Annotated in this window: 20 protein-coding genes and 1 pseudogene; 15 read left to right on the forward strand and 6 right to left on the reverse strand. The window is 71.5% G+C overall.

From position 1 onward, the window contains the following. The first annotated feature begins 2 nt into the window (after positions 1-2). From AB0D28_RS19645 to AB0D28_RS19660, 4 genes are all read left to right on the forward strand, one after another. Positions 3-605: a nitroreductase family protein gene (locus tag AB0D28_RS19645; RefSeq protein ID WP_357387603.1), complete on the forward strand. Its 603-nt coding sequence runs from the start codon at positions 3-5 to the stop codon at positions 603-605. A 53-nt stretch (positions 606-658) separates the two neighbouring features. Next, positions 659-964 (forward strand): type II toxin-antitoxin system VapB family antitoxin, encoded by a 306-nt coding sequence (locus AB0D28_RS19650; protein ID WP_013283726.1) that lies wholly within the window; start codon positions 659-661, stop codon positions 962-964. 31 nt (positions 965-995) lie between these two features. After that, positions 996-2156: an acyl-CoA dehydrogenase family protein gene (locus AB0D28_RS19655; RefSeq protein WP_357387605.1), complete on the forward strand. Its 1161-nt coding sequence runs from the start codon at positions 996-998 to the stop codon at positions 2154-2156. Positions 2157-2366: 210 nt separating this feature from the next. Further along, entirely contained in the window at positions 2367-3140 is a 774-nt protein-coding gene (locus AB0D28_RS19660) for a DUF4230 domain-containing protein (RefSeq protein WP_357387607.1), read from the forward strand. Between the two features lie 78 nt (positions 3141-3218). On the opposite strand, the gene AB0D28_RS19665 is transcribed toward AB0D28_RS19660, so the two are convergent. Beyond that, positions 3219-3422, reverse strand: a complete 204-nt coding sequence (locus tag AB0D28_RS19665; protein ID WP_357387609.1) for a PspC domain-containing protein — start codon at positions 3420-3422, stop codon at positions 3219-3221. A gap of 913 nt (positions 3423-4335) precedes the next feature. On the opposite strand from AB0D28_RS19665, the gene AB0D28_RS19670 reads away from it, so the two are divergent. The 6 genes from AB0D28_RS19670 (at position 4336) to AB0D28_RS19695 (ending at position 12927) form a co-directional block, all read left to right on the forward strand. Then, entirely contained in the window at positions 4336-5706 is a 1371-nt protein-coding gene (locus AB0D28_RS19670; protein WP_357387611.1) for an L-serine ammonia-lyase, read from the forward strand. Positions 5707-5772: 66 nt separating this feature from the next. After that, a complete protein-coding gene (locus AB0D28_RS19675; protein WP_357387613.1) occupies positions 5773-6600 on the forward strand; it encodes an ABC transporter permease in 828 nt (275 codons plus the stop codon). Continuing rightward, the gene (locus tag AB0D28_RS19680) at positions 6601-7344 is read left to right on the forward strand and encodes an ABC transporter ATP-binding protein (protein ID WP_357387615.1); all 744 of its coding nucleotides are present in this window, start codon (positions 6601-6603) and stop codon (positions 7342-7344) included. It begins immediately after the preceding gene. Then, positions 7341-9257, forward strand: coding sequence for a DUF5941 domain-containing protein (locus tag AB0D28_RS19685; protein ID WP_357387617.1), 1917 nt, complete (start codon positions 7341-7343; stop codon positions 9255-9257). The genes AB0D28_RS19680 and AB0D28_RS19685 overlap by 4 nt, the downstream gene beginning before the upstream one ends. Positions 9258-9272: 15 nt before the next feature. Next, positions 9273-11462 carry a bifunctional glycosyltransferase family 2 protein/CDP-glycerol:glycerophosphate glycerophosphotransferase gene (locus tag AB0D28_RS19690; RefSeq protein WP_357387619.1) on the forward strand — a complete coding sequence of 730 codons (2190 nt, stop codon included), beginning with the start codon at positions 9273-9275 and terminating at the stop codon, positions 11460-11462. Between the two features lie 157 nt (positions 11463-11619). Beyond that, the gene (locus AB0D28_RS19695; protein WP_357387662.1) at positions 11620-12927 is read left to right on the forward strand and encodes an ABC transporter ATP-binding protein; all 1308 of its coding nucleotides are present in this window, start codon (positions 11620-11622) and stop codon (positions 12925-12927) included. Positions 12928-12974: 47 nt separating this feature from the next. Here AB0D28_RS19695 and AB0D28_RS19700 read toward each other — a convergent pair whose 3' ends face one another. Further along, positions 12975-13322 (reverse strand): hypothetical protein, encoded by a 348-nt coding sequence (locus AB0D28_RS19700; RefSeq protein ID WP_357387621.1) that lies wholly within the window; start codon positions 13320-13322, stop codon positions 12975-12977. 145 nt (positions 13323-13467) lie between these two features. On the opposite strand from AB0D28_RS19700, the gene AB0D28_RS19705 reads away from it, so the two are divergent. Genes AB0D28_RS19705 through AB0D28_RS19715 form a run of 3 tightly spaced genes read left to right on the forward strand, consistent with a single transcriptional unit; the run spans position 13468 to position 15355 of the window. Then, entirely contained in the window at positions 13468-14268 is an 801-nt protein-coding gene (locus tag AB0D28_RS19705; protein WP_357387623.1) for a helix-turn-helix transcriptional regulator, read from the forward strand. After that, positions 14259-14447, forward strand: a complete 189-nt coding sequence (locus AB0D28_RS19710) for a DUF397 domain-containing protein (RefSeq protein WP_357387625.1) — start codon at positions 14259-14261, stop codon at positions 14445-14447. The genes AB0D28_RS19705 and AB0D28_RS19710 overlap by 10 nt, the downstream gene beginning before the upstream one ends. After that, positions 14444-15355, forward strand: a complete 912-nt coding sequence (locus AB0D28_RS19715) for an aminoglycoside phosphotransferase family protein (RefSeq protein WP_357387627.1) — start codon at positions 14444-14446, stop codon at positions 15353-15355. The genes AB0D28_RS19710 and AB0D28_RS19715 overlap by 4 nt, the downstream gene beginning before the upstream one ends. 10 nt (positions 15356-15365) lie before the next feature. Here AB0D28_RS19715 and AB0D28_RS19720 read toward each other — a convergent pair whose 3' ends face one another. Next, entirely contained in the window at positions 15366-15746 is a 381-nt protein-coding gene (locus AB0D28_RS19720; RefSeq protein WP_357387664.1) for a nuclear transport factor 2 family protein, read from the reverse strand. A gap of 30 nt (positions 15747-15776) precedes the next feature. Next, positions 15777-16478 (reverse strand): annotated as a pseudogene (locus AB0D28_RS19725) (AAA family ATPase); the annotation flags it as partial. Here AB0D28_RS19725 and AB0D28_RS19730 point away from each other — a divergent pair. Then, a complete protein-coding gene (locus tag AB0D28_RS19730; RefSeq protein WP_357387629.1) occupies positions 16477-17433 on the forward strand; it encodes a sulfotransferase in 957 nt (318 codons plus the stop codon). The pseudogene AB0D28_RS19725 and the gene AB0D28_RS19730 overlap by 2 nt on opposite strands. Positions 17434-17916: 483 nt before the next feature. On the opposite strand, the gene AB0D28_RS19735 is transcribed toward AB0D28_RS19730, so the two are convergent. Together AB0D28_RS19735 and AB0D28_RS19740 are read right to left on the reverse strand one after the other, a co-directional pair. After that, on the reverse strand, positions 17917-18441 hold the full coding sequence (locus AB0D28_RS19735) for a hypothetical protein (protein WP_357387631.1): 525 nt from the start codon (positions 18439-18441) through the stop codon (positions 17917-17919). 67 nt (positions 18442-18508) lie between these two features. Next, the gene (locus AB0D28_RS19740; protein WP_357387633.1) at positions 18509-19687 is read right to left on the reverse strand and encodes a Fic family protein; all 1179 of its coding nucleotides are present in this window, start codon (positions 19685-19687) and stop codon (positions 18509-18511) included. Between the two features lie 131 nt (positions 19688-19818). On the opposite strand from AB0D28_RS19740, the gene AB0D28_RS19745 reads away from it, so the two are divergent. Beyond that, on the forward strand, positions 19819-20286 hold the full coding sequence (locus AB0D28_RS19745; protein WP_357387635.1) for a DUF4442 domain-containing protein: 468 nt from the start codon (positions 19819-19821) through the stop codon (positions 20284-20286). The last annotated feature ends 41 nt before the right edge of the window (positions 20287-20327 follow it).

The following is a 20327-nucleotide window of genomic DNA, read 5'->3' on the forward strand; positions in this document are numbered from 1 at the left end:
GCGTGGAGTTCGCCGACGTCGTCCGGCGCCGCCGGATGGTGCGCAACTACGACCCCGACCGGCCGGTGCCGCCGGAGGTGGTGGACCGGCTGCTGGACCACGCCGTCCGGGCCCCGTCGGCCGGGTTCTCCCAGGGCTGGGGCTTCCTGGTGCTTGAGGAACCGGCGGACCGGGAACGGTTCTGGGCCGCCACCACGCCGGGCGGAGGCGGCCGGGAACGCTGGCTGGCCGGGATGCGCCGGGCGCCGCTGATCGTGGTGCCGCACGCCAACCGCGACGCCTACCTGGACCGCTACGCCGAGCCGGACAAGGGCTGGGCAGACCGCGACGAGGACCGCTGGCCGGTGCCCTACTGGTACGTGGACACCGGTTTCGCGGCGCTGCTGATGCTGCTCACCGCCGTGGACGAAGGGCTGGGCGCCTGCTTCTTCGGCATCCCGCCGCAACGGATCGGGGCGTACCGGGAGGCGTTCGGGGTACCGCCGGAACTGCACCCGATCGGTGCGTTGACTATCGGTTACCGGGCCGTCGACCACCGGTCACCGTCGCTGCGCCGAGGGCGGCGTCCGGTGCAGGATGTGGTGCGGCGGGGACGGTGGACCTGAGCGGTTAGGCTGACATCCACATTGTCAGCCTGGCCTGGGGAGGAGAGCACGCCGTGATCTTCAGGGCGGTCCGGGACGGGCGTCCCTACCCGGAGCACAACCTCACGCTGAAGCAGTGGGCCGAGATTCCGCCGCGCCCGCTGCGGCTTGACCAGCTCATCACCACCAAGCGCGAACTGGCGCTGGACAAGCTGCTCGCGGAGGACTCCACCTTCTACGGCGACCTCTTCCCGCACGTGGTCCAGTGGAACGGCGGCCTCTACCTGGAGGACGGCCTGCACCGGGCGCTGCGCGCGGCGCTCCAGCAGCGCAACCAGATCCACGCGCGCGTGCTCGTCCTCGGTGACCAGGGCGAGTGACGCCTCCCTGAGTCTTGGTTAAGGTGACGCCATGACTCCTCTGGACCTGCTCGACATCGATGCCTCGCTCAGCGAGGAGGAGCGGCAGATCCGCACCGTCGTGCGCCGGCTCGTGACCGACCGGGTACGCCCGCACGTCGCCGGCTGGTACGAGGACGGCCAGGTGCCGGCCCGTGAACTGGCCCGCGAGTTCGGCAAGCTCGGCCTGCTCGGCATGCACCTGACCGGGTACGGCTGCGCCGGCGCGTCAGCTGTCGCGTACGGGCTGGCCTGCCTGGAGCTGGAAGCCGGCGACTCCGGCGTCCGGTCCCTGGTCTCGGTGCAGGGATCGCTGGCCATGTACGCCATCTGGCGCTACGGCAGCGAGGAGCAGAAGCAGCGCTGGCTGCCCGCCATGGCGGCCGGTGAGGCGATCGGCTGCTTCGGGCTCACCGAACCCGACCACGGCTCCGACCCCGGCTCGATGGCCACCCGGGCCCGCCGCGACGGCGACGACTGGATCCTCAACGGCAGCAAACTGTGGATCACCAATGCGCCGATCGCCGACGTGGGCGTGATCTGGGCGCGTACCGACGAGGGGGTGCGCGGTTTCGCCGTACCCATGGACACGCCCGGGGTGACGGCGCGCGAGATCCGGCACAAGATGTCGCTGCGCGCGTCCCTCACCGGCGAGATCGCGCTCGACGACGTCCGGCTGCCGGCTGACGCGCGACTGCCCGAGGCGATCGGGCTCAAGGCGCCGCTGGGGTGCCTGACCGAGGCCCGGCACGGCATCGTCTGGGGCGCGCTCGGCGCGGCCCGCGACTGCCTGGAGACCGCCCTGGAGTACGCGACCACGCGCACCCAGTTCGGCCGCCCGCTCGCCGGGTTCCAGCTCACCCAGGCCAAGCTCGCCGACATGGCGGTGGAGTGGAACAAGGGCATGCTGCTCGCGCTGCACCTGGGCCGTCTCGCCGACGCGGGCACGCTGCGGCCCGACCAGGTGAGCGTGGGCAAGCTGAACAACGTGCGCGAGGCGCTCGCCATCGCCCGGCAGTGCCGCACGATCCTCGGCGCCAACGGCGTCTCGGGGGAGTACCCGGTGATGCGGCACGCCAACAACCTGGAGAGCGTGCTGACGTACGAGGGCACCTCCGAGATCCACCAGCTCGTCATCGGCCAGCGGCTCACCGGCCTGTCCGCGTTCGCCTGACCTGCGGTTTCACCCGATCGGGTCGCTCGGCGCGCGAGTGTCGCACGGTGGCCGTACCGTCATTGTCAGTCGATGTGTCGGCCGGGCTTCGATGGGTCGGGCGAGCTTCGATCGGTCGGACGAGCAGCGATGGGTCGGACGAGCAGCGATGGGTCGGGCGAGCAGCGATGTGTCGGGCGAGCACAGTGTCGGACGAGGACGGTGAGGGCGATGGCCCGCGACGGTGACAACGAGCCCACCCGGGAGTTCCCGGAATACCCCACCAGCGACTCCCTTCGCGACCGGGCGGAGGGCTCGCCCGAGGCGGAGCACGACCCCGCGCCGGGCGCCCCGGCGTCGGGCGGCGGTGCGGCACGCGGCCTGCTCTGGGTGCTCGGCGCCGCGGCGCTGGCGGTGGTGGTGATGCTCGGCGTGCAGGCCAGCGGCCTGCTGCCCGACTTCCGCAACCCGTTCGCCAAGGAGCAGACCGACCGCAGCCAGCCGCCGCTGCTCAAGTCGATTCGTGACCTGAGCCGCTACGTCGCCGCCGAGGGCAACTTCCAGGTGGTGGTCGACGTGCAGAACGACCGGCGCAACGTGCCCGACTTCCTGCTCAACGAGCGCACGCTGTTCGTCGGGGCGGGCCGGGTCGAGGCGTACGTCGACTTCGCGAAGATCGCCGACGGTGCCGTCGTCGTCTCCGAGGACGGCAAGTCCGCCGAGATCAAGCTGCCCGCGCCGCAGCTCGGCGAGACAGATCTGGACATGGACAAGAGCTACGTCTTCGCCGAGCAGCGCGGCCTGATCAACCGGCTCAACGACCTGGTGGCCGGCGACCCCAACCGGCAGCAGCAGGTCTACAAGCTCGCCGAGGACCGGATCACCGCCGCCGCCCGGGACAGCGGGCTCGCCGCCCGGGCCGAGGAGAACACCCGCAAGATGCTCGAAGGGCTGCTGCGCTCCCTCGGGTACGAGAAGGTGACTGTCACCTACGCGGCACCCTGACCGCGCAGTACGCCGCGCGCCCGCCCCGATGGTCAGGGGCGGGCGCGTTCGCGTGCCGGTGTCCCGGCTCGTCTCGCGTCAGCGGGTGGCGAGGTAGCGGTCCTCGTTCGGCATCAGGATCCACAGGACCAGGTAGATGATGACCTGGGTGCCGGGCAGCAGCAGCGACAGCAGGAACAGCAGCCGGACCATCCCGGCGGACATGCCGAACCGCTGCCCCAGGCCGGCGCAGACACCGGCGATCATGCGCCCCTCACGGGGCCGGACCAGTTTGCGACTCATCGTCGTCTCCCACTTCTGCGGCGATCCGCCGCGCTGATTCCACGGTAGAGAGGGGTACGCGCCGCGCCCTCAGCCCCGAGGAGGATCGGCGACCCGGGCACCCGTAGGTACTTACCCCGGACCGCCCCCACCGACTCGCCCCTGTGTCCTCTGTCGCCGTCGCCCTCTGCCGCCGTCGCCCTCTGCCGTCCGCAGCAGATCCACCGGCCGCCGCCTGATCGGCCGCTCAACGATCACTCCCCGTTGCGACGCCGTCCGCAATGCTCCGGCCCTGCTCAGCCAGGCCACGCTCGAGCCGAGCCCGCGCCCCCTCCTTCCCCACGCCCGTCGATCATGCACTTGCGGCCCTCGTTGTGCCCGATTCGCACCTTTGGCGAGGGCTGCAACTGCAAGATCGCGGGAGCGGCGGGGTGAGTGAGGGCGGGGGACGCCGTCCGGCTGGTTGCTGCGTCGAGTGCTGACCGCCTTGCGAGACATGCGTCTCGTCGACTGGGATCAGTGAAGATCTTGGTAGGAAAGTGCCCCTATGGGGCCGTTTGGTACCAAGATCTCGGAGCTCCGAGCCGTGAGCCGTGAGCCCGGGGTGGGTCCGCCGATCTTGGAGTTGTGGCGGTTCTCGTATGCCGTGAAATGGGCTATTCCGGGTGCCACAACTCCAAGATCGACGAGGAGTGGAGGGGCCTGAGGGATCGCCCGCCGGGGAGGTGGCCCGACAAGGAGCGGGTAGGGGGCGAGGCCGGGCCGGGGCGTCGGGCATGTGGCGGAGTGGGGGCGGGTATTCATGGGGGCGAGGTAGGCTCGCCGGTCGGGCGCCCCCACCCCGGGCGCCGGCCGTCTACCCGCCCGGCGGGCGCGGCACCCACGCACCGGCTCGGATCCGCACAACGGGGACGACGGCGAGGAAAGCAGCAAAATGATCAGTGTCTTCGATCTCTTCAGCGTCGGTATCGGGCCGTCCAGCTCGCACACCGTCGGGCCGATGCGGGCTGCCCGTACGTTCGTGGCGGGCCTGAAGGCCGACGGGCAGCTCGCCGACGTGGCGCGGGTACGGGCGGAGCTGTTCGGCTCGCTCGGCGCGACCGGACACGGGCACGGCAGCGACCGGGCGGTGCTGCTGGGGCTGGAGGGCGAGGCCCCGGAGACCGTCGACACCGACGCGGTCGGCCCGCGCGTGGAGCGGATCCGTGCCGAGCGGCGGCTCGACCTGTTCGGCAGCCAGGGGATCGACTTCGACCCGGACGCCGACCTGGTGCTGCACCGCCGGCGGTCGCTGCCGTACCACCCGAACGGGATGACGTTCGCGGCGTACGACGCGGCCGGGAACGAGGTGCGGGCGCGCACGTACTACTCGGTCGGCGGCGGCTTCGTGGTGGACGAGGAGGCGGCCGGGGCGGACCGGATCAAGGCGGACACGACCCGGGTACGGCACCCGTTCCTGACCGGCGCGGAACTGCTGACTGTCACCTCGGAGACCGGCCTGTCGATCAGCGAGGTGATGCTCGCCAACGAGCTGTCCTGGCGCAGCGAGGCGGACGTCCGGGCGGGGCTGCTGGAGATCTGGCGGGTGATGCGCGAGTGCGTGGAGAGCGGCTGCACCCGCGACGGCGTACTCCCGGGTGGGTTGAAGGTCCGGCGGCGCGCGGCCGAGCTGCGGCGCGGCCTGGAGGCGGAGACCGGCAGCCAGGATCCGCTGCGCGCGATGGACTGGGTGACGTTGTTCGCGCTCGCGGTCAACGAGGAGAACGCGGCCGGCGGGCGGGTGGTCACCGCGCCGACGAACGGCGCCGCCGGGATCATCCCGGCCGTGCTGCACTACTACACCCGGTTCGTGCCGGGCGCCTCCGAGGAGGGGGTGGTCCGGTTCCTGCTGGCGGCCGGCGCGATCGGCGTGCTGTTCAAGGAGAACGCGTCGATCTCCGGGGCCGAGGTGGGCTGCCAGGGCGAGGTTGGTTCGGCGTGCTCGATGGCGGCGGCCGGGCTGGCCGAGGCGCTCGGCGGTACGCCGGAGCAGGTGGAGAACGCCGCCGAGATCGGCATGGAGCACAACCTGGGGCTGACCTGCGACCCGGTGGGCGGCCTGGTGCAGATCCCGTGCATCGAGCGCAACGCGGTGGCCAGCATCAAGGCGATCACCGCGGCCCGGCTGGCGCTGCGCGGGGACGGGGTGCACCACGTCTCGCTGGACAAGGTCATCAAGACCATGCGGGAGACCGGCGCGGACATGAAGGTCAAGTACAAGGAGACCGCGCGGGGCGGGCTCGCGGTCAACGTGATCGAGTGCTGACCTCGTTGGGGTGACCCGGCGCGGACGGCCGACGCGCCGGCACGGAAAAGACGCGACCATGATGCGGTGACGTCAGGCGTCGCGGCGCTCTGGTCCGCCCGCACCTCGCTGCGCATCCTGGTCCGGCGGGATCTCGCGGTGAAGTACCAGCAGTCGGTGCTGGGCTACTTCTGGTCGCTGATCGAGCCGCTCGGCATGGGCCTGATCTACTGGTTCGTCTTCGGCGTGCTCTATTCCGGCGCGACGCGGCGGCACCTGGGTGAGGCGGCCGGGTCGTACCCGCTGTTCCTGATCACCGGCATCTTCGCCTGGATGTGGGCGAGTTCGGCGCTGACCGAGGCCGCGAACGCGCTCACCGGGCAGTCCCGGCTGATCACCACGATGAACCTGCCCCGGCCGATCTTCCCGATCGGCCGGGTCGCCGGCCGGTTCGCCGAGTACCTGGCCGGGCTGCCGATCCTGGCCGCCGTGGCGGCGATCTACGCGAGCCAGGAGAAGATCCGCCCCGGCTGGAGCCTGCTGGCCCTGCCGCTCGCCGTGGCGGTGCAGTTCGTGCTGCTGGTGGGCCTGGCGTTGCTGCTGTCGGCGGGCAACGTGCTGATGCGCGACATCGAGCGCACGATGCGGCTGGTCATCCGGCTGCTGTTCTACGCGACTCCGATCATCTATCCGTTCGACCTGGTGCGGCAGTCCGGCATGCCGGGCTGGGTCAAGCTCGGGTACGAGCTGAACCCGCTGGTCGGGATCTTCCAGCTGCACCACGCGGTCTGGTATCCGGACGAGTTCCCGGACGCCCGGCTGCTCACCATCACGGTGTCCGGCAGCGTGCTGGTGCTGGCGCTCGGCTGGTGGGCGTTCCACCGGCTCGAACCGGCAGTGCTGAAGGAACTCTGAATGGCCCCGATCATCGAGGCGGACGGGCTCGGCATCCGGTTCGTCCGCAACCGGCGCCGGCAGTTGCGGCTGCGGGAGCTGATCGTGCACCGGGGCGCCCGTGACCCGGACGCGGGCCGGTTCTGGCCGCTGCGTGACCTGTCGTTCCGGGTCGAGCCGGGCGAGACGCTGGGCGTGGTGGGCCGCAACGGCACCGGCAAGAGCACGCTGCTGCGGCTGATCGCCGGTGTGCTCATCCCGGACGAGGGGTCGATCCGGGTGCAGGGCCGGGTGGCGCCGCTGCTCGAACTGTCCGCCGGCTTCTCCGGCGACCTGACCGGCCGGGAGAACCTGTATCTGGTGGGCGGGCTGCACGGGCTCTCGACGGCGTACCTGCGGGAGCACTTCGACGAGATCGTCTCGTTCGCCGGTGAGCAGGTGGAACGCGCCATCGACACGTCGGTGCGGCACTACTCGTCGGGGATGAAGGTGCGGCTGGGTTTCGCGGTGATCGCGCACCTGCCGCACCCGGTGCTGCTTGTGGACGAGGTGACAGCGGTCGGGGACGCGGAGTTCCGCGCGAAGTGCTATGCGACCATCGAGCGACTTCTCGCGGAAGGGCGCACGCTGGTGCTGGTGTCACACAACGACAAGGACCTCACCCGGTTCTGCCGTCGGGGGCTCTACCTCGACGCCGGACGGCTGATCGTCGACGGGACGATCGACGAGGCGCTGGCCGCCTACGCCGACGCGGCGAAGCGGTGACGCTCGCCATCGTGCTCGCCGCCGGACCGGCGGCGGGCCGACCCGACGGGGAATCGCTCGCCGAACGCCTGGCCGCGCAGTGGCGCCGGGCCGGGGCGGACGACGTGCGCGTCGCCGCCGACCTGACCGAGCTGGCCGACCTGGTGGCCGCCGCGACCGGCCCGGTGCTGGTGAGCGGCGCGGACCTGGTGGCGCACACGGCCGTACTCAAGCATCTCGCGACCAGCCCGGTCGGGCCGACGGTGGCGCTGGTGCTCACCGATCCGCCCGCTCCCGGGCAGGCCACGGTGCGCGAGGAGCGCGGGCAGGTGGTCGAGGTCGGCGCCGCCGACGCGAGCGGCGTCTTCGGCGGCGCGCTGCGGGTGGGCGCGGCCGACCTGCCGGCGCTCGCCGACGCCGCCCGCCGCGCCGCCGGGGGTGGGCCGCTGCGCGCGGTGGACCGGCTCGTGGCCGACCTCGCCGCCCGGGGCACGCTGATCTTCGCCCAGAGGGTACGTCTGCTCGTGGCGCACCGGGTCGGCGACGAGGCGCAGCGGACGGCGGCCGAGGCGGCGGTGGCCGCCGTCGACGAGGACCGGGCCGAGTTGAAGCTGTCGGTGAAGGAGCGCGACGACTTCTTCACCACGTTCTTCGTCAGCACCTGGTCCCCGTACGTCACGAAGGCCGCCGCCCGCATCGGGATCGGCCCGACCGGGGTCACCATGGTCTCGGTGGCGTTCGCGGTGGCCGCGGCGGTGCTGTTCGGCGCCGGTGGACGCCCGGCGCTGGTGGCCGGCGCGGTCCTGCTCTACCTGGGTTTCGTGCTCGACTGCGTGGACGGGCAGCTCGCCCGCTACACCCGGCACTTCAGCGCCTGGGGCGGCTGGCTGGACACGATGGCCGACCGGTTCAAGGAGTACGTGGTCTACGCCGGTCTGGGCTACGGCGCCACGCACGCCGGGTTCCGGTACGGCTGGGCGCTGGCGCTGGCGGCAATGACGTTGCAGACCGTGCGGCACATGACCGACACCTGGTACGGCGCGCTGCACGACGAGGCGGCCCGCCGGCCGAAGGTGGTGAGCGCCGACGCGGGCGGCATCGGCGGCAAGCTGAACGCCGCGTCGACCCGGGTGCAGGCGGACACCGGCTCGGTGTCGTACTGGCTGAAGCGCACTGTGGTGTTCCCGATCGGGGAGCGGTGGGCGCTGATCGCGATCGCCGCCGCGCTGTTCGGGCCGCTGGTGGCGCTGGTCGCGGTGCTGGTCTGGGGCACGCTGGCGTTCGCGTACACCGGGGGGTTGCGGACCTTGCGGGCGCGGTGGATGCGCGTGCCGGTGCTGACCACCGTGGACGCGGCTCTGCACCGCGACGACGGACTGCTGGTGCGGACGCTGCCCACCGCGCGGCGACCGCTGCTGCTGGCGGTGCTCGGCGCGCTCGGCGCGGCGGGGACGCTGGTGTGGGCGCTGCTCGCGGTGCACGGCGGTGGTGACCTGCCGGTCTTCGTGCCGGTGCTCGCGCTGGTGCTGCTGCTCGGCGCGGCGCAGGGCTCGCGGGCACCGCACGACGGGCCGCTCGATTGGCTGGTGCCGGCCGCGTTGCGGGCCGCCGAGTATCTGTTCGCCATCGCGGTCGGGGTGGCCGGCCGTGCGCCGACCTGGTTGATCTTCGGGTACGTCCTGGTGCTCACGCTGCTGCACTACGACCTGACCGCGCGGCTGGAGAAGCGGCAGTCGGCACCACCGCTGCACGCGGCCACGCTGGGCTGGCTCGGCCGCTCGGTGTTGCTGGCAGCCGCGTCAACCGCCGGAACTGTGAGCTTCGCGCTGGCTACAATGAGTGCGTACCTTCTCGTGGTTTTCGTCGCGAGCGTGGTCCTCGCCTGGGTGGTCCTGCCGGCCCGCGCCCATGGGGGTGTGCGCTCGGCGGGCTGACGGAGGGCGGGCCGGATGACCTTGATCAGCTTCGTCGTGCCGGCCTTCAAGGTGCAGGGTTACCTGCGGGAATGTCTCGACTCGATCCTCGACCAGCCGTTCGGCGACATCGAGGTGATCGGCGTCGACGACGCCTCCCCGGACGGCAGCGGCGAGATCCTGGCCGAGTACGCGCTCCGCGACCCCCGGGTCCGCCCGGTCAGCCTGGCCGAGAACGTCGGGCTCGGTCCGGCCCGCAACATCGGGCTGGACCGGGCTGTCGGCGAGTACGTGTGGTTCGTCGACGGCGACGACTGGCTGGTGCCCGGCTGCCTGCCGCACGTGGCCGGCCGACTCCGCGACACCGCACCGGACGTGCTGATCGTCGACCACGTCCGGGCGCACTGGAACAACGTCGGCACCCGCAGCGCGATGCGTGACGTGTTCCCGGTCCCGCCCGGCGCGACGACGTTCACGCTGCGGGACCGGCCGGAGACGCTGAAGCTGCTGCACACCGCCTGGAACCGGGTGGTGCGCCGGGAGTTCCTGAACGAGCGCGGCCTGCGTTTCGAGCCGGGCTGGTACGAGGACGTCTCGTTCAGCTATCCGGCGCTGATGGCGGCCGGGCGGATCGGCGTACTCGACCGGATCTGCCTGAACTACCGGCAGCGCCGCACCGGCGCGATCACCCGGACCCGGGGCGACCGGCACTTCGAGGTCTTCCCGCAGTGGCACCGGGTGTTCGGGCTGATGGACCGCTGGGGGCCGGAGGTGGCCGGGCTGCGGCCGGCGGTCTTCGAGCGGATGATCTGGCACTACCTCACGGTGCTCGGCAACGGCGACCGGATCGCACCCGAGCTGCGGGCGCCGTTCTTCGCCCAGATGCACGCCGACTACGTGCGGTTCCTGCCGGCCGAGGGCTACCCGGTCCCGCCCGGCCCGGAAGGGCTCAAGCACCGGCTGGTGGCGGCCGGCCGGTGGCGGACGTTCAGCGCGTTGCGCGAGGCGCACCAGGCGGGGGAGACGGCCCGGCGGACCGCGCGGCTGGCCCGGCGACGGGTCGCACCCGTGGTGCGGCGTACTGCCCGGCGGGCGCGTGACCTGGCGCTGGGCGAGTACTACCGGGCCGAGCTGCACCGGCCGATCGACCCGACGCTGGCCGTCTACGCGGCCTACTGGTACCGGGGCTACTCGTGCAATCCGGCGGCGATCTACGAGGCGGCCCGCCGGCTCGCGCCGCAGGTGCGCGGCGTGTGGATCGTCCGCCGGGACCGGGTGCCAGCGTTGCCGCCGGGCGTGGAGTACGTGGTGGCCGGCACCCCCGAGTACCACCGCGTCCTGGCCCGCGCCCGCTGGCTCGTCAACAACGTCAACTTCCCGGACTTCGTCCGCAAGCGGCCCGGCTCGGTGCACGTGCAGACCCACCACGGCACGCCGGTCAAGGTGATGGGGCTGGACCAGCAGCGTTACCCGGTGGGCGCGATGGGGATGAACTTCGCCGGGCTGCTGCGCCGCGTCGACCGCTGGGACTACAGCATCACCTCGAACAGCTTCTCCACGCAGATGTGGGAGCGGGCGTACCCGGCGGACTACACCACGCTGGAGGTCGGCTACCCGCGCAACGACCGGCTGGCGCTGGCCACCGCCGAGGACAGGGGCCAGGCCCGCGCCGCGCTCGGCATCGCACCCGACGAGTACGTGGTGCTCTACGCGCCGACGCACCGGGAACACCTGCCGGGCTGGCGGCCACCGTTCGACCCGGACCGGATGCTCGACGTCCTCGGGCCGCGGGGCCGGCTGCTGATGCGCAGCCACTACTTCCACGACCGGGAGCGGCATCCTCGGGGACCGGCGGCGGACGGCGTGCTGGACGTGAGCGCGTACGACCGGGTGGAGGACCTCTACCTGGCGGCGGACGCGCTGGTCACCGACTATTCCTCGGCGATGTTCGACTACGCGGTGCTGGACCGGCCGGTAGTGGTGTACGCGCCGGACTGGGACGCCTACCGGGTCGCCCGTGGCGTCTACTTCGACCTGCTGGCCGAGCCGCCCGGGGCGGTGGCGCTGGACTTTCCCGGCCTGCTCGACGTGTTCCGCTCCGGCGCTGTCGACGGCGAGGCGGCCGAGCGGGCCCGGTCGGCGTTCCGGGCGCGGTTCTGCGCGCTCGACGACGGGCACGCCGCCGAGCGCGTGGTGCGCCGCGTGTTCCTCGGCGAAACGCCGTAAAAGCGGTTACCGGCAGGTCACTTAACTTCGGAGCCCGGCGAATGCCGCTTAATAGGACTGTCACGAGCCGAACATGGCACGTTTACCCGATGTGCGAATCGGATGATCCTGGCCACAGTCATTCCCGGGTTTGGGGCGAGGAACTGGGGAGGTGACGGTGGCCACCGTCGCGCTCAAGGATGTCACCAAGGTGTTCCCGGACGGAACAGTCGCGGTCGACACCATCAATCTGGACGTCAACGACGGCGAGTTCATGGTGCTGCTCGGCCCTTCGGGCTGCGGCAAGTCGACGGTGCTGCGCATGGTCGCCGGGCTGGAGGACCCGTCCTCCGGAGCGATCCTGCTCGGCGGTGAACTCGCGAACGACCTGCCACCACGCGACCGGAAGATCGCCATGGTCTTCCAGGACTTCGCGCTCTATCCGCACATGACGGTCGGCGACAACATCGGTTTCCCGCTGCGGCTCTCCGGCGTCGAACCGGCGCCACGCGGTGAGCGGATCCAGGACGTGGCGAGCGCGCTCGGTATCGGCGACGTCCTCGGGCGCAAGCCCAGCCAGCTCTCCGGCGGCCAGCGGCAGCGGGTCGCCATGGGGCGGGCGATAGTGCGCCGGCCCGGCCTGTTCCTGATGGACGAGCCACTTTCCAACCTGGACAGCGGACTGCGCGCCGAACTGCGGGCGGAGATCTCCGGCCTCACCCGCGAGCTGGGCGTCACCACCATCTACGTCACCCACGACCAGGCCGAGGCGCTGACCATGGCCGACCGGGTCGCCATCATGCGCAAGGGCGTGCTCCAGGACGTGGGCACCCCCACCCAGGTGTACGGGCGGCCGGCCACGCTCTACGTCGCCGCGTTCCTCGGCAGCCCGCGGATGAACCTGCTGGAGGCGTCGGTCTACGTCCACCTGGACCGTTATGTCGCGCTGAGCCTCGGTGAGCAGTCGCTCTACCTGCCCTGGGACGACATCCGCAGCCGGGCGGTGGCGCACTACCACGGTGAGCGGATCGTGGTCGGCATGCGCGCCGAGGCGCTCACCCCGGTCGCCCCGGACACCGCCGGCGACGTGCTGCACGGGCGCATCCGCTATCTGGAGCACCACGGCCACGAGTCGCTCGCGTTCCTCGACATCGGCGCCACCGCGATCGTCGTCGACGAGATGGGCACCCCCGTCGAGCAGGCCCCGCCGGGCCAGCGCGGCCTGCGCCGGTTCAACCAGGTGATGCAGCGGCTCACCGGGCGGGCCCCGGAGACGTCGGCTCCCACCCCGGAGGCCGGCGGCGGCAACCGTACGAGCGTGCTGCCCGACCCGGGCCGACACCACCGCCGCCCGGCGGAACTGGCGGTACGGCTCGCGCCGTACCCGCAGGTGTCGCCCGGGCACCCGCTCGCCGTGCAGGTGCGGATGGACGCGCTGCACTTCTTCGACGAGCGGGGCGACCGCATCGACGTCGGCTGGCGGTGAAAGGAGGGGCCCCCTGTTAACGCCTCCGGTAGAGGAAGGGCCCCTTGTTAACAACCGTCGCCCGGTGGGACGGGCCGGTGACGGCGGTACGGGCCCCAGCCGACGAAGCGGGCGAACAGGTCGGCCGGGGCGGGCGCGTCGTCCGGGTTCAGCCGGTAGAGGTCGCGCGTCGCCTCGTACATCAGCCCGCACAGGTAGATCGACAGCCCGATCCGGTTGTCCGCGTACTCGCCGTGGAGCAGCAGCCGGGCGGTCGGGCACGGCCACGGCTGCCCGCAGGACCGGCAGCACCACATCGGACGCAGCGGCGTGTGCGGGGTGGCGTGCGGCGGGTACGGCCGGGGGCGGTCCGGTGCCGGCCCGTCCGGCGGCTGCCCCAGCTGGTGACTGATCACCTGCACTCCTCTCGCTAGCGGGAACCGGACGAGTTCGGCTCCGCTGCGTGACAGTCTCGTCACGGCGCGGCTACTGTCGGGAGGCGTTCCACCCCCACCTTCCTGGCCGTCCGACCGGCCGACTTCCGTGTGCAGAGGTGTGCAGATGATCCGTGTGCCGTTGTGGGAACTGTTCGCCGGTGAGCTGCGCCGGTTACGTACCGACGCGGGGCTGACCCAGGAGGCGCTGGGCGAGCGGGTGAGCTATTCGGCGTCGCTGGTGGCGGCCGTCGAGCAGTGCCGCCGGGCGCCCCGCGCCGAGTTCACCGTGCGCTGCGACGAGGTGTTGAACGGCGGCGGCCTGCTGGTGCGGATCCGGGACGCGCTGATGCAGGAGGCGCTGATGCCGTGGTTCCGCGAGTGGGTGAGCATCGAGCAGGAGGCGACGGCGCTGCGCAGTTACCAACCGCTGGTGGTGCCCGGTCTGTTGCAGACCGAGGAGTACGCCCGAGCCCTCTACGAGGGGGCCGCGCAGTTCGTCGGCGAGGCCGTCGAGCGCCAGGTCGCCGCTCGGCTGGCTCGGCAGGCGGTGCTGGACGGCCCGGCGCCGCCACAGTTCGTGGTGGTGCTCGACCACGCGGTGCTGGCTCGCCCGGTCGGTGGGCCGAAGGTGATGCGGGAGCAGTTGGAGCACCTGATCGAGATGGCACGGCGGCCCCGGGTGCACCTGCACCTGGTGCCGGAGACGGTCGGTGCCTATCCGGGGCTCAACGGCGCGTTCGTGCTCGCCACCCCGGCCGACGGCGACGATGTGGGCTACCTGGACAACCCGTTGCACGGCACAATCGTGGAGCGCGCGGTGGACGTGAACGCACTGCGGCAGACGTGGGAGTCCATTCGCGCGGAGGCGATGCCGCACGGGGCGACCCTGGCGGCGATCTCGGAGGCGGCGAAGCGATGGAGTTGACCGGCGCGACCTGGCGCAAGAGCACCCGCAGCAGCGGTAACGGCGGCGACTGCGTCGAGGTGGCGGACAACCTGCCCGGTGTGGTGGGGGTGCGGGACAGCAAGGACCGGCAGGGGCCGGTTTTGGCGTTCACTCCGTCGACCTGGACGGCGTTTGTCGCGTACGCCAAACGGGCGTGAGTGACGTACCGGATCTCGGTCCCCCGCCACGGCGCACCGCCGTCGGCGTGGAGCAGGTGCGTCTCCTGGTCGCCGACCAGTTCCCGCACCTGGCCGGCCTCCGGATCGAACCGGTCGCCAACGGCGGCTGGGACAACTGGACCTTCCACCTCGGCCCCGAGCTGCTGGTGCGCCTGCCCAGCGCCGCCGAGTACGCCCTGGCTGTCGACAAGGAACACCTGTGGCTTCCGGCCCTCGCCGCTCGGCTGCCGCTACCCATCCCCGTACCGCTGGCGAAGGGCGAGCCGGGCGCGGGCTACCCGTATCCGTGGTCGATCTACCGCTGGCTCGACGGCGAGACCGCCGCCGTGGACCGGATCGCCGACCCGGTGCGGTTCGCCCTCGACCTGGCCGGATTCCTCGCGGCCCTGCAGGACGTCGACACCGCCGGTGGTCCGCGGCCCGGCGTCCACAACTGGTTCCGGGGCGGCACGCTGCGCACGTACGACAAGAAGGTCGAGCATGCGCTCGCGGCGCTGGACGGCCACGTCGACGCCGCGCTGGTTCGCGAGATCTGGGCGCGGGCGCTCGGCGCCCGCTGGGACGGGGTGGACCGCTGGTTCCACGGCGACATCGCCCCGGGAAACCTGCTGCTCGCGAGCGGCTCGCTGGCCGCCGTCATCGACTTCGGGACATGCGGCGTCGGAGACCCGGCCTGCGACCTGGCGATCGCCTGGACGCTGCTGAGCGTCGAGGGCCGGGCGGCATTCCGCGAGCGGCTGTCGGTGGACGACGCGGCCTGGGCGCGTGGACGTGGCTGGGCGCTCTGGAAGACGCTGGCGACCTACTCCCGCACCTTCGACGACCCCGAGGACGCGGAGGAGTCGGCCGAGGCGCGACGCATCCTCGGGGAGATATCCGCCGAATAGACGGCCGGTCTCACCCGGCGGCGGCCTGCTTCTCCGGCGCGAACGGCCACTCCTCGAACGACAGGCACCGGCCGTCCTCGGCGAACCGCATGATCCAGAGGTCGCGCCACTCCTGGTGGACGGGGTCGCCGTACCGGACCTGCACCCGTGCCACAGCGGTGTCGCCGTCGACCGCGACGATCTCCGATGTCATCTCGAAGACCTCGTCGGGGCCGTCGCGCTCGCTGTCCCACATGCGGGTGATGGCGGGCAGGCCGACGACCGGATCCCGGTACGGCCCCTGCTGGTAGCTCGCGTCGGCCGTGAACATCGTGCCGAGCGCCGCCGTTCCCGGTGTGCGCCACGCCTGCTCGTACGCCGCGATCCAGGCGGCCACCTGATTCCTGTCCATGGTCGCCACCCTGCCATCCGCGTGTGTCCGGGTCTCCCAGATCGGCTGCCGGGGATCGTCGTTGTGCACGACGACGTGGGCGTGCTCGGCCGGGCGGGCCGTGGCGAAGTAGAGCCGCTGGGCGGGCAGGTAACGCTCCCGCCAGCGCCGTTCGACGTCGGCTCTCGTTGCCACGCGGCTCTCGCGGATCACGGCACGGTCCACCGTCTTGTCGAGCGCGGTGGACACGAAGACGCGCAGCTCCCACCGGTCGAGCAGTTCCGGGCGCAGGAGGAAGACGCCGTCGAAGACCAGCACGGCGTCGGCGGGAGCGGTCGCGAGCCGCGGGGACACCACCGCGTCCGTGGCGTGGTCGTAGACCGAGAGCCGGAAGCGCCGGTCGCCGCCGGGGCCGAGCGGGTCGAGCAGCACCCGGTTCAGCGACTGGTGGTCGTGGGTGTCGACGTAGCAGCCCTCGGCCGAGAACTCGCCGCGTCGATAGCGCCGCTCCCGGGGGAAGAGGAAGTCGTCGACTGTCGCCCGGATGACGTACCGGCCACGGGCCCGCAGGACGGCGGCCAGCTCGTCGGCGAGCGTGGTCTTGCCGGCGGCGGGCGGCCCGTCGACGGCGACCCGGGTCGGGTGCGCCACGGTGACGGATCCGACCGCGTCGGCCAGGAGGTCGATCAGGTGATCCCGGCGGGGATAATTGGATTGCCCCTGCGCCGGGCCGGGAGTTTGACTGCCGTCCATGCCGCCCCCCTCACCGGTCTTCGTCGCGGGCACAGGTCGTTCGGGCACGTCGCGGATCGCCGACGTCATCGGCCAGCATCCGCTGATCCACCGGATCCCCATGGAGACCAAGTTCCTCGTCGAACCGGGCGGCCTGCGGGACCTGGCCGACGCGCTCACCGACCGGTACGACCCCATCGTCGGTGAGGACGCGCTGCACCGGCTGAGCGACTTCCTCACCGTACGGGTCCCCGGACGGCGGGACGACCGTGGCAAGACCGTGCCCGAGCTGGTCGGCGTGGGCCGGTACCGGGACGCCGTACACCGGCTCTGGCCGCAGATCATCGCGTACGCGTACGACGAACCCGCACCCCCGGAGGGCTTCGGCGACGGCGACCGGCCGGCCGGGCCGTTCGGGCCGGCCAGCCGGCGGCGGGCCGTCGCGAGGCACTTCCGGGACCGGGGCGAACTGATCGGCGTCCTGCGGGGCCTGGTCGACACCCTGTTCGGCGGGGCGGCGGCCGACGCGGGCAAGCCGACCTGGTGCGAGAAGACCCCGTTCAATCTCTTCGCGATGGACTTCCTGTGGGAGTTGGTGCCCGAAGCGACGATCGTGCACATCAAGCGTCACCCGGTGGCGGTGTTCGCCTCCCACCTGGCCCAGCCGTGGGCGCCGTCAACAGTCGACGGTGCGCTGGCCTACCTCGTGCCGGTCTATCAACGATGGCTGGCCTGGAGGAACGCGGCCGACCTGACGACCCGGCGGTACGTCGAGGTGAAGGCTGAGGATCTGGCGGCCGACTGGCCCGGGCAGCGGCGGGCCCTGTTCGAACGGCTGGGCGTCGAGGACGCCGTCACCGCGTCGACGTTCCAGACGGACAGGCTCGCGCACCGCGACGACCAGTTCGACGCCGGCACGCGCGCGTACGTCGAGCGGGAACTGGGCGAGATCATCCCCGCGATGGGCTACGAGTGACGGCCGAGCTGTCGAGGGCCGACCAGGCGCGGGTCCGCGACGACGACGAGGTGTCCGGCGCTCCGCGCTGGTCGATGCGGAGCTGGATCGACGCGATCGACCAGCCGGAGATCGTCGACGGCGCCCTGCGGCGGGATGATCCGTACGCCGGGGTGGCGCTCCTGACCCTCGTGCTCAATCATCCCGAACCCGACGTCGTGCTGCCCAGGATCACGCGGGCGCTCACGTCGGTGAGCGCGCAGACCCGCGCCAACGCACTGCAGTCCCTCGGCCACTACGCCCGTCTGCACGGCCGGATCGACGCGGACTCGGTCGCTCCCCTGCTGCGGGACCGTGCGGTTCTGCACGGGTACGAGATACGCGGATACGCGCGGAACGCCGCCAGTGACGTGGCGATCTTCGCCCCGCGGCGCCTCCTGCGCCGGCGCTTCGCGGGCCCCGCTCCCGGAGCTGACCGGCCCGATCAGGTGATGCGGCTCCGGATCACGCCTTGTGGCGCAGTTCGCGGAGCACGCCGTGCCGGCGCAGGGCCCACCCCAGCCGCCGCGCGCTCGGGTGCCGGACGAACAGCACCGCCGCCCGGCGGATCAGCCCGAACCGGTTGTCGCTCACCTGGTCGTCGGCCGCCCGCCAGATCAGCTCGCGGACGCCGGGGCTGTCCAGCATCGCCCGTACCTCGTGGCGTATCCGGGGGTCCTCGGCCGCGGACGTGACGGCGGTGACCAGGCCGGGCCGGTCGGCGAGCGGCTCCACCGCCGCGGTGACGAGCGGCCGGCGTACGGTGTCCCGCTCCAGCAGCAGCAACACCGCCTCCCGGACCTCGGTGCTGTCGAGCCCGGAACGCAGCAGGCCCAGCGCGCTGCGCTCGACCTCGCGGTCGCGGTCCGGAAGGGACAGCGCGGCCAGCAGCACTGTCACCTCGTCGAGGTCGACGAGGTGACGCAGCCCGTCGCGGAACTCCGGGAGCGCCCACGCCACCGTCAGCCCGCGCGCGAGATCGCGGTTCATGGGCCATTCGCTACCCGGAGTCGACAGCCGCCGAAACGCCGCGACAGGGCCGTGAAATAAACCGTGGTTACAACCGTTCACCTGACCCGGTCGTATTGGCAGCCTCGGTTGCGAGAACGACCGGCATGGCCGGATAGGGGTCGCTGATCGGTTTGCGCTGAGCATGGACTCTTTCCCGCACCGTCACCAGCGTGGGGCCGGCGACGTAATGCCTGCCCCGCCGCTCACCTCGTGCTTCCAGAAGGCCCTGCTCGACAAGGCTGGCCAGATCCCGAGATGCGGTCCTGTCCTCGACATCGGCAAGTTTGACGTACCCGGAGCGACGGATGCGATAGCCCAGCACTGCCTCGTAGAGCAGATCGGTCACCCGCTCAGGGAGCCTTTTCTCGGCAACGATCGCGTCCAACTCCGACCAGATGCCGGACGCCTCCTCGAAGCGGCGAGCGACGGTCTGCGCCTGCATGTGATGGGCGCGCAGGTTGAACGACACCCAGAGGTGCGCCGAACCCTCGGGGTTCCAGCGGCCACGCCCGGTAACCGCCAGCACCCGGTAGTAGTCCTCGGTGTTGCTGCCCAGCCATTCCTCGATGCTGGAGAAAGCAGGCTCGACGATCGCGCGTCGGGAGAGCACCAACGTCTGAAGGGCACGTGCCATTCGCCCGTTGCCATCACGGAACGGATGGATCATCACCAGGTTCAGATGCGCCATGGCTGCCTTGACGAGCGGAGAGGCGGTGACATCCGACCGTAGATCTTCGGTTAACTCCTCCATGAGGTGAGGCACGTGGTCGGCGTCCGCACCCTCGTACACCCGCTCATCGGTCCGCTCATCGTGTACGTAGATCGGGCCCTTGCGATATTGCCCCGGGCTCTTGCTCAGATCGTGCGAGAGCATCATGTAGTGCATGCTGCGGATCACCGACGTCTCGAAGCGGAAGTGCGGATCCCCGGCGGTTTGCAGCACGTACCCCAGAGCCTGTCGATAGCCCCGAATCTCGGCGAAGGTTCGGTCGTCGGCGCTCAGCGGCTCCTCGCCGTCCAGCGCGGCGGCGGCGTCGTCCTCGGCGACCACGTAGCCCTCGATGCTGTTGGAGCCGAGAATCGCGCGGGCCAACATCGTGCGCCGGAGGCCACCGGTCCACCGGCGAGGAGTGCGCAGGACATCAGCGAGCACGCGGCGCATGTCATGCACCTCGGCCAGCACGGTCTCGTCGTGATCGCTGAGTTCAGGGGTGGAGTAGATCATCTCATGTCCCAATGTCTCTTAATAAGAGACAACGCTAGCTCCATGTGGTGCGGATGTCACTTACTTAGTGACATTGGGCCGGCGCGTTCCGGCGTCTTGCCGGGTTGGTTACCGGCGAGTAGCGTTTGGGCATGAGCATCGACTCTCGCCAGGTGGCGGCCGGTCTCCTCGAAGCCGTGCCGTTCGCCCGCACGCTCGGGATCGAGTTCGTCGAGGTGGCACCCGAGGCCGAGGGCGGGGTCCGGGCCGTGGTCCGGCTCCCCGACGACCCGGCGCACCACAACCACGTGGGCGGCCCGCACGCCGGGGCCATGTTCACGCTGGGGGAGACCGCCTCGGGCGCGGTTGTGCTGGCCGCGTTCGGGCAGGTCCTCGACCGGGCCGTACCCCTGGCCGTGACCGCGACCATCCGCTACCTCAAGGTGGCGATGGGGCCGGTGCTGGCGACGGCGCGGCTCGGCGGCGTCCCCGCCGAGGTGCTGGCCGAGCTGGACGCCGGCCGTCGGCCGGAGTTCCCGGTCGAGGTGGAGGTCCGCACCGAGGACGGCACGCTCACCTCCTCGCTCACAGTGATCTGGACGCTGCGCCCGAACCGCTGAGCTCGGAACGGTGTTTACCCGGCTCGGGCTCTGGTTAGATT

Origin of the sequence: Micromonospora sp. NPDC048169 (assembly GCF_040652815.1) — a bacterium.
In the GTDB taxonomy this organism is placed as follows: Bacteria; Actinomycetota; Actinomycetes; order Mycobacteriales; family Micromonosporaceae; genus Micromonospora.

Coding starts and splice junctions, on each gene's coding strand:
- AB0D28_RS19670 (WP_357387611.1), top strand. CDS start 4,336: ATGATCAGTGTCTTCGATCTCTTCAGCGTCGGTATCGGGCCGTCCAGC.
- AB0D28_RS19690 (WP_357387619.1), top strand. CDS start 9,273: ATGACCTTGATCAGCTTCGTCGTGCCGGCCTTCAAGGTGCAGGGTTAC.
- AB0D28_RS19745 (WP_357387635.1), top strand. CDS start 19,819: ATGAGCATCGACTCTCGCCAGGTGGCGGCCGGTCTCCTCGAAGCCGTG.
- AB0D28_RS19705 (WP_357387623.1), top strand. CDS start 13,468: ATGATCCGTGTGCCGTTGTGGGAACTGTTCGCCGGTGAGCTGCGCCGG.
- AB0D28_RS19710 (WP_357387625.1), top strand. CDS start 14,259: ATGGAGTTGACCGGCGCGACCTGGCGCAAGAGCACCCGCAGCAGCGGT.
- AB0D28_RS19720 (WP_357387664.1), bottom strand. CDS start 15,746: ATGGACAGGAATCAGGTGGCCGCCTGGATCGCGGCGTACGAGCAGGCG.
- AB0D28_RS19655 (WP_357387605.1), top strand. CDS start 996: ATGACTCCTCTGGACCTGCTCGACATCGATGCCTCGCTCAGCGAGGAG.
- AB0D28_RS19660 (WP_357387607.1), top strand. CDS start 2,367: ATGGCCCGCGACGGTGACAACGAGCCCACCCGGGAGTTCCCGGAATAC.
- AB0D28_RS19665 (WP_357387609.1), bottom strand. CDS start 3,422: ATGAGTCGCAAACTGGTCCGGCCCCGTGAGGGGCGCATGATCGCCGGT.
- AB0D28_RS19735 (WP_357387631.1), bottom strand. CDS start 18,441: ATGAACCGCGATCTCGCGCGCGGGCTGACGGTGGCGTGGGCGCTCCCG.
- AB0D28_RS19730 (WP_357387629.1), top strand. CDS start 16,477: ATGCCGCCCCCCTCACCGGTCTTCGTCGCGGGCACAGGTCGTTCGGGC.
- AB0D28_RS19680 (WP_357387615.1), top strand. CDS start 6,601: ATGGCCCCGATCATCGAGGCGGACGGGCTCGGCATCCGGTTCGTCCGC.
- AB0D28_RS19740 (WP_357387633.1), bottom strand. CDS start 19,687: ATGATCTACTCCACCCCTGAACTCAGCGATCACGACGAGACCGTGCTG.